Below are 12,947 nucleotides of genomic sequence, written 5' to 3' on the forward strand. Positions count from 1 at the left end.
CCTTACACTCCGTGGCCACCAAGGTTTACTAGGGTTTGCCCCTGCTGTGGCTGCCCTCCCAAAATCGGCATAGCCTTAGAAATCAGACTTCTCACCTCCTCGTTTTTCAAAGAGGCTTTATGATCTTCTTCAGAATCCCAAACCTCTGTTACCCACACGGTATCAGGCTCCTCAGGAGAAATACTGATGAGATATAACTGACAGCCTTTGGCCTTAGAAACTAAAGCTGAGGCCTCCAATAAAATACCAGCCAGTTCTTCACCTTTGCCCTCTTTGGCGTTCAGACTTCCATGTAAAAAATACTTACTCACAAAAGTTTAGTTTTCTCAAAAGTAACCAATGTAACCTGAGTCACCATTTCATAGTCATTGATTTTCTTACTTCGCAATAGATCAATGCAACATCATGATGAAAAAGCTCTTTGTCCTAAACCTACTTTTCGTATTTAGTCTTTTGGCTTGTGTAAAGCAACCTGTTAGAACCAATATTCATATTGCTGAAGGCAAAAAAATCGCTGAAAGTACGCAAAAGGTATTGGGTTCAAACCTTATGAAAGCCATGAGGGATGGTGGTCCAGCTCAAGCTATTGAATTTTGTAATGAACAAGCCTATCCGCTAACTGATAGTATGGCACTAACCCTCCATACAAAAATCAAAAGGGTTACAGATAAACCAAGAAATCCTCAAAACAAGGCTAATAAAGCAGAACTCATTATCATCAAAGAAATGAAGAAAGCGATGGCAAAAGGAAAGGAAGTAAAAGCAGTAGGGTTAGAATCTCCCAATGGCACAAGAAACTATTACCCTATCATCACACAAGGCCTTTGCCTAAGTTGCCACGGCAAAAACCTCAATAATGACCTCACTAATCAGCTCAAAAAACTTTACCCAAATGATATAGCTCGTGGTTATGAAGTTAACGAATTAAGAGGATTATGGGCGATAGAAGTAAACAGGTAGAGTTCATCTTTATCCAACCTCTCTCTTCCTTAAGTTTTGAAGATGGCTCCATAAATTTACCATTGGGTCATGCCCGGTAACGTATTCAGAAAGCCAGCTTATCGCGTGTCTGATGTGAAGATCATCAAACTCATCACTCATAAACTCCAGATAACGGAGATACATCTGACAGTCAAAATAACTGTATACCGAATTGGTAAATTCCTCAGTAGAAGAAGAGACTTCTTTAAACATCCTGAGTTGATCCTTGATCTTATTGACCAGCATAAACCTCTGAAGTCCTGGATATAGGGCATTGACATTCACTTCATGCTGATACATCCCAGGTACCTGAAGCAAAAACTCTCGTAATATTTCGAAAGATCTGGGGTGTGCTACTTTTAGTCGGTAAAACTCTTCTTCAGCATAATTGAGCATCATGCTGCCTGTACCATTGGCTACTCTATCAGACCTTCTTGCAGAAGGATAAACTACCGCTTTCACTATTTTCCCACATTGCTCACCTCGGGCAAACTTCTCCAGAAAAGTTGAATTTGAAGAATCTACGTTGAGCATTCCGCCTTTTTCAATATACGCCTGAGACGTGCATGCCATGGCTGACCCTAAAGATAGAACAGCTGCAGTGATGCCCGTCCATCGCTTCATCTCTACCAAATATCTTAGTGAAAGCTCATATTCAATAATTTTTCTATCCTTGCGGGCATCTGAAACCGGATGCTCAATATGTAATGCTCCTGCTTTAAAATCAGTTTCATTAAAAAAAGCACTGATTTCCTTCAAATATTCCTGATTCACGGTACAGTCTGCATCCAGAAATACCATGACACCTTCTTTGCCTTCTTTCTGGAGGTCTAACAAAGCCTTATCGGCTAATCTTTTTCGAGAGAAATCGACGTGATGTTTGTCGGCAGGTATCTCAAAATCTTTGAATACCTCCACCTGAAAATGACCATCATAATTGGCTATCCACTCTTCTATTTCAGTAAAAGCATCCTCATTGATTTTGCGGATTGAAGACTCGTCACGTTCTGAGCCGTTCACAAATACACTGATGTTAACTTTTCCCAAAGGAGGGGTACATTGTGCAAGCGAGTTCAATGTTTTTATGACAAAAAGCTCCTTGTAGGCAGGAATACAGACGTGTAGTCTGTCGATAACTTTCATGTGATCAGGTTACTATTGAATTTTAATTCATTCCAAAAAGACAAATTTTCTTTGGATTACACCAAGCACTTGATTGATTTTATCACTAAAAACTTATCCTACGTATATACATTAACCCTATTTAATCTATTATTTATAAGAAACTTACCCCTAACGCTTGACAAAGTTTTGTGAGATGATCGTTTGGTCATTTTAATTTTTTCCACAGCAGATATGACTCAAAAGCATTTTGAAAGCCAATTCATTATATTTGCCAAGACACCCCTACGATTACTGTTTTCTGTAAAATGAGTGAAAAGAATAAAGCTTACGACCCAACTCAACAAGACGAAGTATTAGATGACATGTTTGAGGACTACTTTCTGGAGTATGCCTCATACGTAATTCTGGAAAGAGCAGTACCAGCCTCTGAAGACGGCCTGAAGCCCGTTCAAAGGAGACTGATGCATGCATTGAAAGAAATGGACGATGGCCGTTTTAATAAAGTGGCAAACGTCATCGGTGCTACCATGCAATATCACCCTCACGGCGATGCCTCCATCGGAGATGCCATGGTGACCATAGGCCAGAAAGAACTCTTGCTCGATATTCAGGGGAACTGGGGTGATATCAGAACGGGGGATAGTGCCGCCGCACCTCGTTATATTGAGGTAAGACTGTCAAAATTTGCTAATGAGGTTCTCTTCAATGAAGACACCACAGAGTGGCAAATGAGCTATGACGGTCGTAAAAGGGAGCCCGTGACCCTACCGGCTAAGTTTCCGCTTTTACTCGAAATGGGGGTTGAGGGTATTGCGGTAGGACTTTCTACCAAGATGATGCCTCACAACTTTATTGAGCTTTGTGATGCATCAATAAAATACCTAAAAGGTCAGCGTTTTCAGCTTTATCCCGACTTTATGACTGGTGGTATCATGGATGCCAGCAATTATAATGATGGTGCACGTGGTGGAAAAATTAAGGTACGGGCTAAGATCAGTGAGCTTGACAAAAAGACACTTAAAATCTCTGAGATACCTTATGGTACGACTACCGGAGGCTTAATTGACTCTATCATAAAAGCCAATGACAGAGGGAAAATTAAAATCAAAAAAGTAGAGGACAATACCGCCAAGGAGGTTGAAATTCTGGTGCATTTAGGCACCAACACCTCTCCGGATATTACCATAGATGCACTCTATGCATTCACCAACTGTGAAGTCTCCATCTCGCCAAATGCTGTTATCATTAGAGATGATAAGCCGCATTTTGTTAGTGTTAGTGATATTCTCAAAGACTCTACGGAGCAGACCAAGCACCTGTTAAAAAGAGAGCTTGAGATTAAGAAATTTGAACTCATGGAAAAGCTTCTTTACAGCTCACTGGAGAAGATTTTCATTGAAAATAGAATTTACCGTGATATTGAGGAATGTGAAACTTTTGAGGCAGTAATTGAGACAATTGACAAAGGTTTAGAACCTTACAAAAAGGATTTTTACAGAGAGATTGTTAAGGAAGACATTCTAAGACTAACCGAGATCAGAATTAAGCGTATCTCTAAATATGACAGCTTCAAAGCCGATGAGTTGATGATCAAACTCAAAGAAAATCTGGCTGAAGTAAACCATCATCTGGAGAATCTTAACGACTACGCCATTGCCTTCTTTGAACGCTTAAAAGAAAAGTACGGACCAGGCAGAGAAAGAAAAACAGAACTTCTGGAGTTTGGTGAAGTAAGAGCTACCATTGTGGCAGCCAATAACCAAAAACTATATGTAGACCGTGCAAATGGCTTCATTGGGTATGGCATCAAAAAAGAAGAGTACGTCATGGACTGCTCAGACATTGATGACATCATCGTATTTAGAAAAGATGGTACTTATAGCGTCTCCAAAATACAGGACAAAAACTTCGTAGGAAAAGACATCATTCACTGTGCGGTATTTAGGAAAAACGATGAACGTAGAATCTATAATGTGATCTACCTTGATGGTAAAAGTGGCAAAACCTACGCCAAGCGTTTCAATGTCACCAGCATTACCCGTGAGAAGGAATATAACGTCACCAAAGGCACACCAAAGTCTCGTGTTCTGTACTTCACAGACAATGAAAATGGTGAGGCAGAAGTGGTGACTATCAGCCTAACGGCGGCCAGCACGGCCAAAAAGAAACAGTTTGAATATGATTTCGCAGAGCTTCTGATCAAAGGTCGCTCGGCACAGGGAAATGTAGTTACCAAGTACCCTGTCAGAAAGGTAGTTCTAAAGGCTGCTGGAGTATCAACTCTTGGCGGAGTAGACATCTGGTATACACCTAACTTAGGAAGGCTCAATAGAGACGAACACGGCGACTATCTGGGCAATTTTGAAGCGGAGGATAAGGTGCTGGTCATTTATAAAACGGGCGAATATGAGCTCACCAACTTTGAACTGACCAACCATTATGAGGCTCGCCAGGTCATGCATATTACCAAGTATGAAGAAGAAGGTATTATCTCAGCCATATACTATGATGGGGATAGCCGCATCTTCTACGTGAAGCGATTTGTGATAGAAACCTCTACCATGGATAAGCGTTTTGGTTTCCTCACAGATCATCACCGTACTGAGCTGCTGGGCGTTTCTTATGATGAACTGCCGAGAGCTGAGCTGAAAGTGAAGAAAGATCGTAAAACGGCAATAACCAAGAAGGAATTTAAGATTGATGAATTGGTAGGAGTTAAAGGCTGGAAGGCTCTGGGTAATAAACTGCCTTTCATGAAAGTAAGTGCTGTCAATTGGTTAGAGCCGGGCGTACCTGAGCCAAAAGAAGATGCTGAAGACAACCAGGATGAACCGGAAGAGAATTCTGAAAACATCAATGAATCATCTGAAACTCAGGAAGTACAAAAAGCAGCAATGGAGCCAAAGGCAAAAGAAACAGAGGATAAAAAAGCTGAAACTCCAAAATCAACCGAAAAGCCAAAGGATGATAATGACAAAACTCAACTAGGTCTATTCTAGCCAAATGGATTAAAAACTCCTGAATTATTTAAATTTTTTAATAATTCAATATGGTCATTCGAGTCATTTAAAGGATAAGACCTCACAAAACCCCGCTTCATCGACGCGGGGTTCTTTGTATGTATTTATTGTTCTACATTTGAAATGTATTAATTCATGCAGCCACTAATTCCAACACAAATTTGAAAAAGCTATAACGACATTGCGTGCTGCATGAATTAATACAAAACAGGTTACCACCTTCTGTAAAAGACACTATTAGACCATTTCGATACGATCCGGAATCGACTGAGCTTCATCAGTCTTTCCGGATTTTTTCTTTTTAACACTTTCATAAAGTTCGCCTTGGAGGCTTGCTCCCAAAATCTAACTATATTGTTCCTTCTTGAACCATTTGCACTTCCATGAAACCACTTTACGTTCTCCTCGTTGTTTTCATTTTGGCTCTAATCGGACTCAAAATTTATAGTAAAGACTATCAATTTCAATTAGCTGGAAGAATTGCCTTAGCGGTTATGTTGGTCTTTACCTCAATCGGGCATTTTGCTTTTGCAGAGGGTATGACAGCCATGATACCCGAGCCCATACCATTTAAATCTCAGCTGGTTTTTCTCACTGGACTATTAGAGATTGCTTTTGCTATTGGCATCCTTGTTCCTAAATACCAATATTTAGTAGGAATTTTACTGATCGTCTTTCTGATCCTGATTCTACCCGCCAATATTTATGCAGCTCTTAACAAGGTCAATTACCAGACGGGCACTAAAGATGGGCCGGGTCTTGAATACCTCTGGATCAGAGTGCCTCTACAGCTGTTATTTATTATTTGGACCTATTTTGCTGTACTCTTTCAGCAGAAAAGCTGACCTTTGTGGCTACTTTAACCAATCTCCTTCTGTTTAATGCCCTGTAAAAAGTCCTTAACAGTTCTTTTTATTTTTCTCTCTGCGGTCTTTGCACGTGCACAGGTCACTATTGATCTTAAACTTCAGGTGCCGCTTTTGATAGAAAATGAAGGCATTTATTTTGCGTCAGATTTTAACGACTGGAACTCAGGAGACCCTGATTATAAGCTTAGAAAAGTCAACGATTCTACTTACAGCATCTATCTGGAAAATGCTCCAAGATATTTTGAATACAAGTTTACTCAAGGTAGCTGGACCACCGCCGAAGGTACACCCGCCGGTGAGCCCTTCCCCAATAGAATTTATTCAAATGACGGCCCGGAGGTCAGCTGTGAACTCATTGGCTGGGAGCAGCAAATTGAATACGGTATAACTATCCCCTATCTTCCGGAGAATACTCCCGAAGATGCCAAGATTTATATTGCAGGCAATTTCAATAAATGGTCGCCTAATAGCGATGCCTATCTTCTTAGAAAAAATATAGATGGCGGTTATTATACCAGAATTTACACCGATCTGGAGGAGATCGAGTTTAAGTTCACCAGAGGTAGCTGGGAATCTGTAGAAGCCAGGCCCAGTGGCAAAGCCCGACCAAACAGGAAAATCAACCGAGCTACCATTGAAGATTCGGATAATTTATCGTTTACCATTGAAGGATGGGAAGACCTCAACGGCACTTTCAGTATCTACTCTTTCTATGATCTTCTCCTGTTATTCTCGGTTTTTCAGGGCATTCTTTTAATGATAGCCATCCCTACGCTCCAGTCAAATAATACGGGAGCAAACCGCTGGCTGTTGGTTACCATTGGCTTGTCTTCTTTCTCAATTTTATGTTACGTACTCAGTAATTATAATAGTACAGTACAAGCTTTTCCTAAGATTCTTTTCCTATCAGATTTCGTCCTGTTTCTATATGGTCCTTTGTATTATTTCTACCTCAGACAGCTCTTATTTCAGGCCAATAGCCTTCCTTCAAGGTGGTATCTACACTTCATTCCGTTTCTGATTCAGCTGCTGGTTTATCTTCCGTTTTTTCTGAGTTCAGACAATAGCATGCTAGATAGCATCATGAATCAGGAAACCACTCTGGTGATCATTTTCCTGGTAACTGGTTTTGCCGGCTTGCTCTGGAACCTTTACTACTGGAATCTATTCAGGAGGTCTATTCAGCTCTATAAAGAACAGCATCAAACGAATTTCTCTTTTGAACAAAACCTCAACTATCTGAGTACTGTTTTGGTCATACAGTTTACTTGTTTATTTCTTTGGGTAGTATTCTTCCTTGTCTTTGGCTTGTCCAATTTATTTAAGGTGGATGGCATCACGCTGCAAGAGAATTTTATTGATCTCATTTGGTTAGCTTTCTCAGCTATAACATATTTCATAGGGTATTTCGCTATAAAACAGGCTGAAACCTTCAAAGCTGAACCACGTAAAATCTCGATTTTTGACGATATTTTGGAGACACCTATTGCACAGAAAGTGCAAACCCTTTCAAACGAAAAACCTACTGAAGAACCAGATGAATCTATTTTGACCACCATCAATGCCCTGGAGAAAAACCTGGAAGAAAATAAACCTTTCCACAATCCAAAACTTAGTTTAAGCGAGCTTGCTCAGCAAATTAACGTACCTCCGCATCAGCTATCCAAAGCCATAAATGTCCATTACCACAAGAACTTCTTTGAACTTATCAATGGATTAAGAATTGATGAATTCAAAACATTGGCTCAAAATCCCAAATACCAACATCTGACACTCTTGGCATTGGCGTATGAGGTCGGCTTCAATTCAAAAACAGCCTTCAATAGGTCTTTTAAAAAGACCACCGGGCAAACCCCAAGAGAATATTTCGATAAAGCTGTAGCTAATCAAAAACTAAAGGAGGAATAAACAAAGAATCTCCCGACAAAATCAGGAGACTCTATTTTTGACAATTGCTTTTTTTACCTAATACTATATACTACTTGCTTACTTTTTATAGCCACTGTGGCCGGATCTAGCAACTCATAAAACTGATCCAGTTTTGGCATTAATATGATTCTGGTTCTTCTGTTTTTAGCTTTATTATCAGCCGATGTATTCGGAACCAATTTGTTGTATTCTCCACGACCGCTGGCAATCAGACGATCAGGATTTACCTTATACTTGTTTTGAAGGACACGAACGACAGATGTCGATCTTTTTACGCTTAAATCCCAGTTGTCATCCAGTATGTCTGTTTTAATCGGGGTGTCATCTGTATAACCTTCTACCATTACTTCCAATTCTGGTCTTGAGATGATTATTTTCGCTATTTTACCTAGTACTTCCTCTGCCCTAGGGGTAAGTTTATAACTACCAGACTTATACATCATGGCATCAGATAGGTTGATAAACACCACAGTTTTATCCACTTTAATGTCTACGTCTTTATCATTAAGATCAAGGCCGATACTCTGTTTCAGGTTAACAGCCAGAGCTAGGTTAAGTGAGTCTACTCTGTTTTTAGCCGCGAGCAGTAATTTGATATACTTGTCTTTTTCACTCATCTGTGCCAATGTTTTGTCAATATTTTCATTGGCAGTTTTAGAAAGCACCGTAAGTCCTTCAAGTTGAACCAGCTGCTGATCTCTATTTTTTTGTAAATCTGCAATCTGTTTTCTTAAATCGCTGATCTGCTCCTCACGCAGTCTCTGAGCACTCGTCCCTTCTGAACGCGAAGCAGACAAGTCTCCCAGCAATTTCATATTATCCTGTCTGGCCAAAAGAAGCTCATCATTACATTTTTGGAGATTCTGATCAGACAAACTCAGTCTTGATTGTACCTCGGCGTACTTCTTTTTTCCAACACAAGAAACCATTGAACCGGCAATAAGCACGGAAACAACAACTATTTTAACTCTATTCATTTTTGTATCATTTTAAAGGTTCATTTGACCCCGAACCTTTACCTCTTGGCTAAGAAGTTGATTCGTTTGTCGAATTATTTCGATACAAAGGAATAGCGAGATTCTTTAGTTGAACTTAAGCCTACCTTAAATTTGGCTTAAATTTTAAAAGTCACCGTAAAGCGGTTAACGGAGCCATTGGGAGAAGTATATTTTATACCCGCCTTATGATAGTTTAAGATGCGTTGAGTTATTCTTAGCCCAAGACCTGAGCCAGCTTTATGCTGGGAATTTGAATGCCGTACAAAAGGCTGAAATAAGCGGCTTTGTTCATAATCAGACAGTACTTCCCCGTCATTTTCTATGGATATGATCAGGGAGTCAGAAGCATGGTTTGAAATATGGACAGAGGCCTTGGGTGTCTCGCCATACTCTAGTGCATTTCTAAGCAGATTATTAAATGCAATCTGCAAGAGTGATTTATTACCCATGACCTCAAGCTGGACATCCTGATCAGGCAGTTCTTCTATCTCGAAATTAAGGTCAGCCTCTTTTCCTGATTTTTTCAATTGATCGAAAGCCGTGAATATCAGTTCATCAATCCGAACAGTCTCTAAATCGGTTGGACTTTCACCTTTTTCTAATCTGGAGAGCAAAAGAAGGCTTTGTATAAGGTCGCTCAATTGTTCCACATCTTCTGTAAGACCATTGAGGTATGTCATGATTTCAGGCTGATCAGAGAACTTGCTTCTCATCCCGTCTATTCTAACCGTTAAACGAGCCAATGGCGTTCTTAACTCATGGGAGGCGTTGGCATTAAATTCTCTTTGAGCTTCAAAAGCAGCCCCTATTCTGCCAATCATCTTATTAAAAGCCTCTGTCAAAGCTTTGATCTCCTGAAGACCCGTTTCTTCCGAAATTCTATGCCGAAGTCTATTTGCAGAAATTTCAATGATTTGATCTTTCATAACGTCTAAAGGCTTCAGTAGATTTTTGATGACGTACAACACCGTAACCCAGATCAGAGAAGTGCCTACCAAAAAGGTGATGATCAAAATGAGGAGTAAATAATCGAGTTTTCTTTTTCCATAAACGTCTTCGGCCGAGTTTAGGACATAATAGGTTTCATTTTGATAGAAATGAGAAATGCCAATTAGCTCTCGCTTACCCACCTTTTTATAGAGAAAACCATCCTCTCTCAGCTTTATCAAATCAGAGTCATCCCACTTAAGTTCTTCGTCGTCAAGACTAGAATATATCAGTGCAAACGTTTCATCGAATACAAGTACTTTTTCATTGAGCAAGCTATTCAGCGTATTTCTATCAATCAGCTTTAGTAACTGATTATCGACTTCCTGAACCTCCACCAACAATCTTACTGTATTCAAAGCCCGGTCCTTTAATCGTGAGATAAACTCATCCTCTCTGAATTTAGCCGAACTAATAAAGATGGCAGTACAGGTCAAAGCCAGAATCAATGAAAAGACGGAGGCCACCGTCACAGATATGCGTCTGCGTAAAGTCATTTATCTTCCCTTAGATAATATCCAAAACCTGGTTTCGTATGAATTAAGGCTATGGCATGCCCTTTGTCAATTTTCCGTCTTAAGAAATTGACATACACCTCAATTGTATTCAAGCTGGTTTCAAAGTGAATATCCCAGATCTGCTCCGCAATGGTCTGCTTTGAAACTACTCTGCCTTTGGCCTTGACCAGAAACAAAAGCAATTGAAACTCCTTTTTGGTTAATTCAATATTCTTTTGAGCTCTAAAGACTTTCTTTGTCCCTAAATCAATCTCCAGGTCAGCTACTTTCAAAACCTCAGATTGTACTTTCTCAGGCACACCTCTTTTTAACACAGAGTTTATTCGAAGGATAAGCTCCTCCAGATGAAATGGTTTCACCAGAAAATCATCCGCACCAGCACTATAGGCATCCTTTTTATCTTCAATGTCACCATAGGCTGTCAGCATAATCACCGGATTCTGGTATCCATCTTCCCTAATTTGTTTACATACATCCAGTCCATTCATACCCGGCACATTGATATCTAGTAAGAAAGCATCATACTCCTCACTTTTAAGCTGACGGGCAAAAGTATTACCGTCATAGACGACGTCACATTGAATATCTCTACTATTGAGAAAGCTTTTTACCTCTCTACTAAGTGTTAGATCATCTTCAAGAAGCAATGTTTTTAACATAGTTCAACTCTTTGAATAGATTCCATAAACCAAATGGAAACGTTTTTAATATTAAATAAACTTCAAGAGGTAAATAGCAGAGATCAAAAGTTAAGTCTTTACAGTGTTTGGCACACAGACATTAGTGATCTGTAACAAGCAGTGCCACAATATTAGAGAAGAGTTTTTAAATAATAATTAATACCCTTCGGAATTGTTTTTAATTAACTGCTGGCAGATAATTCAAGTGCTTAAAAAGTATTGATCTATTCTATACTCTATCGACCTTAACGGACATCTATTATTCGGTCATTCTTACATCCTTAAACATATACGGATTATCACTCACCCTTAAAGCTTTGCCACTTGCAGTAATGATGTTTTTCAATTCTACTACTTTGGTTTTGATAAAGGGAAATTCTTCCGTAAAACTTTCATCCCTCATTTCGGGATTCATATCAGAGAATATTGCTGGACCCTTATAATTATCGGGAGCATTTGAGTCGTGTATCCTCAGATTTTCAATCGTTATCTTCTCGGGCATGTAACAGGTATAGCCAAAATCATGTTTGCCTGTATTATATCCAAGAATCAGATTGACCTTGTCAAATTCACCATTACCTGGCACAAACAGGCAATTACGTATAATGAACTCACCTTGCCAGGTACTTCCATAATCTGAGCGTAGATTGATCAATCGACTACTTTTGATTGTGCAATATTCAACCAATAGCGTACCACTACCGATGGCATTAATGCCCATATGCCCCAAGGTAGAATTCCTGATGGTGGCATTAGCCACACCTTTATGAGCGTCAAAACGAGAGAAGGTACAGTGATCAAAAAGCATATTTTTACAATAATTGGAGCCTAGTATACCCCAATAGGTTTTATCATTAATATCATTGGTTTGACTGCAATTGATAAATGAGACATTCAGAGCCCGACCTGCAATGATGTCATAAGTCCCCATCGTTACAGGAACACCCGCTGAACCGATGGTAACATAGGTTTTATGACCGGTGAGTAATGTATTTTTGACGGTGACATATGTGCAATCACTAATATTCAGGAAACCACTGTAGGGTGCACCTTGTTCACCTTCACCTTTCACAATATGCACCAGACCATCTACGATAACATTAGATCGCTCAATCGCCAAATTCCTGCTGTAATAGGTATATTTTGATACGGCCTGATTGGCAATTGTCGTAAAATGACCACCTTTTATGGTCAACGGTTTCTCATCTATTGGCAATGCCTTGATCTCTGAAATCTGATCAAAATCCCAAATGATGGGAGCATTCATATCAATATTGCCCTGAGCATCTACTACAAAAATGTCGGTTTGGGGAGATCCATTATTTTGATTCGGGCCAAAGCGAATATAGTGTTTAACGGCATCATTGGTTACCGTGACCAAACAAGGCCCTGGCAAATCAGCTTTAATTTTCTGCTGTCCTTTTTTCAAACTCTTTATATCATGGAGTGAAAATGGTTTCTGATCAGAGCTGACTTTAAAAACAGGTGCAGTTCTGTTTTCTACCTGCCTGTCGTCAATGATAAAAAAGGCAGAACCAAAATCGGTATCAGTCCTTATTTCAGCGATTTGCTCTCTCCCACCAATGTAATACGTAAAACCTGCATCAGCTTTGACCGGCAAACCATGTTCATTCGCAAAAGCATGGGTGGCAACAATAGCCTCTATATCATCTGTTTTACCGTCTCCTCTCGCTCCAAAATCGCTGTATCGAACAAAACCTCTGTCAATAAATTGTTCAGTTTGCTGTCCGTAAGCCGTGACAACCATGCATAGCAAAATCAATACTTTTCTGATCATGTATGGAATTTAAGGGTATTTCTAACGGAAAAAAAGCGAAGA

Annotated in this window: 10 protein-coding genes; 4 read left to right on the plus strand and 6 right to left on the minus strand. The window is 39.7% G+C overall.

The genetic code is table 11. The annotated features are described in order from the left end of the window. Positions 1-2: 2 nt before the first annotated feature. Entirely contained in the window at positions 3-311 is a 309-nt protein-coding gene (locus ACUXV0_RS07570; RefSeq protein WP_446192475.1) for a putative quinol monooxygenase, read from the minus strand. A 94-nt stretch (positions 312-405) separates the two neighbouring features. Between ACUXV0_RS07570 and ACUXV0_RS07575 the strand changes: the two genes are divergently transcribed. Beyond that, a complete protein-coding gene (locus ACUXV0_RS07575) occupies positions 406-960 on the plus strand; it encodes a Tll0287-like domain-containing protein (RefSeq protein WP_446192476.1) in 555 nt (184 codons plus the stop codon). 9 nt (positions 961-969) lie between these two features. Here the strand turns inward: ACUXV0_RS07575 and ACUXV0_RS07580 are convergent, their stop codons facing one another. Further along, complete coding sequence (locus tag ACUXV0_RS07580) at positions 970-2,124, minus strand: hypothetical protein (RefSeq protein WP_446192477.1); 1,155 nt, start codon at positions 2,122-2,124, stop codon at positions 970-972. Positions 2,125-2,411: 287 nt separating this feature from the next. On the opposite strand from ACUXV0_RS07580, the gene ACUXV0_RS07585 reads away from it, so the two are divergent. The 3 genes from ACUXV0_RS07585 to ACUXV0_RS07595 all read left to right on the plus strand — a co-directional run bounded on the left by ACUXV0_RS07585 (position 2,412) and on the right by ACUXV0_RS07595 (position 7,903). Then, the gene (locus ACUXV0_RS07585) at positions 2,412-5,105 is read left to right on the plus strand and encodes a DNA gyrase/topoisomerase IV subunit A (RefSeq protein ID WP_446192478.1); all 2,694 of its coding nucleotides are present in this window, start codon (positions 2,412-2,414) and stop codon (positions 5,103-5,105) included. Positions 5,106-5,509: 404 nt separating this feature from the next. Beyond that, on the plus strand, positions 5,510-5,971 hold the full coding sequence (locus tag ACUXV0_RS07590) for a DoxX family protein (protein ID WP_446192479.1): 462 nt from the start codon (positions 5,510-5,512) through the stop codon (positions 5,969-5,971). Between the two features lie 36 nt (positions 5,972-6,007). Continuing rightward, positions 6,008-7,903, plus strand: coding sequence for a helix-turn-helix domain-containing protein (locus ACUXV0_RS07595; RefSeq protein WP_446192480.1), 1,896 nt, complete (start codon positions 6,008-6,010; stop codon positions 7,901-7,903). A gap of 53 nt (positions 7,904-7,956) precedes the next feature. On the opposite strand, the gene ACUXV0_RS07600 is transcribed toward ACUXV0_RS07595, so the two are convergent. From ACUXV0_RS07600 to ACUXV0_RS07615, 4 genes are all read right to left on the minus strand, one after another. Continuing rightward, a complete protein-coding gene (locus ACUXV0_RS07600; RefSeq protein WP_446192481.1) occupies positions 7,957-8,901 on the minus strand; it encodes an OmpA family protein in 945 nt (314 codons plus the stop codon). A gap of 137 nt (positions 8,902-9,038) precedes the next feature. After that, positions 9,039-10,406 (minus strand): sensor histidine kinase, encoded by a 1,368-nt coding sequence (locus ACUXV0_RS07605; protein ID WP_446192482.1) that lies wholly within the window; start codon positions 10,404-10,406, stop codon positions 9,039-9,041. Continuing rightward, the gene (locus tag ACUXV0_RS07610) at positions 10,403-11,086 is read right to left on the minus strand and encodes a response regulator transcription factor (protein ID WP_446192483.1); all 684 of its coding nucleotides are present in this window, start codon (positions 11,084-11,086) and stop codon (positions 10,403-10,405) included. Before ACUXV0_RS07610 ends, ACUXV0_RS07605 begins: the two co-directional genes overlap by 4 nt. Positions 11,087-11,366: 280 nt before the next feature. After that, positions 11,367-12,875 (minus strand): hypothetical protein, encoded by a 1,509-nt coding sequence (locus ACUXV0_RS07615; RefSeq protein ID WP_446192803.1) that lies wholly within the window; start codon positions 12,873-12,875, stop codon positions 11,367-11,369. Positions 12,876-12,947 lie beyond the last annotated feature (72 nt).

The sequence above is a fragment of the Jiulongibacter sp. NS-SX5 genome, assembly GCF_052828545.1.

What these genes read in the sequence shown, in the direction of transcription:
- ACUXV0_RS07585 (WP_446192478.1), top strand. Translation starts at nt 2,412, where the DNA reads ATGAGTGAAAAGAATAAAGCTTACGACCCAACTCAACAAGACGAAGTA.
- ACUXV0_RS07595 (WP_446192480.1), top strand. Translation starts at nt 6,008, where the DNA reads ATGCCCTGTAAAAAGTCCTTAACAGTTCTTTTTATTTTTCTCTCTGCG.
- ACUXV0_RS07590 (WP_446192479.1), top strand. Translation starts at nt 5,510, where the DNA reads ATGAAACCACTTTACGTTCTCCTCGTTGTTTTCATTTTGGCTCTAATC.
- ACUXV0_RS07605 (WP_446192482.1), bottom strand. Translation starts at nt 10,406, where the DNA reads ATGACTTTACGCAGACGCATATCTGTGACGGTGGCCTCCGTCTTTTCA.
- ACUXV0_RS07600 (WP_446192481.1), bottom strand. Translation starts at nt 8,901, where the DNA reads ATGAATAGAGTTAAAATAGTTGTTGTTTCCGTGCTTATTGCCGGTTCA.
- ACUXV0_RS07575 (WP_446192476.1), top strand. Translation starts at nt 406, where the DNA reads ATGATGAAAAAGCTCTTTGTCCTAAACCTACTTTTCGTATTTAGTCTT.
- ACUXV0_RS07610 (WP_446192483.1), bottom strand. Translation starts at nt 11,086, where the DNA reads ATGTTAAAAACATTGCTTCTTGAAGATGATCTAACACTTAGTAGAGAG.
- ACUXV0_RS07615 (WP_446192803.1), bottom strand. Translation starts at nt 12,875, where the DNA reads ATGGTTGTCACGGCTTACGGACAGCAAACTGAACAATTTATTGACAGA.
- ACUXV0_RS07580 (WP_446192477.1), bottom strand. Translation starts at nt 2,124, where the DNA reads ATGAAAGTTATCGACAGACTACACGTCTGTATTCCTGCCTACAAGGAG.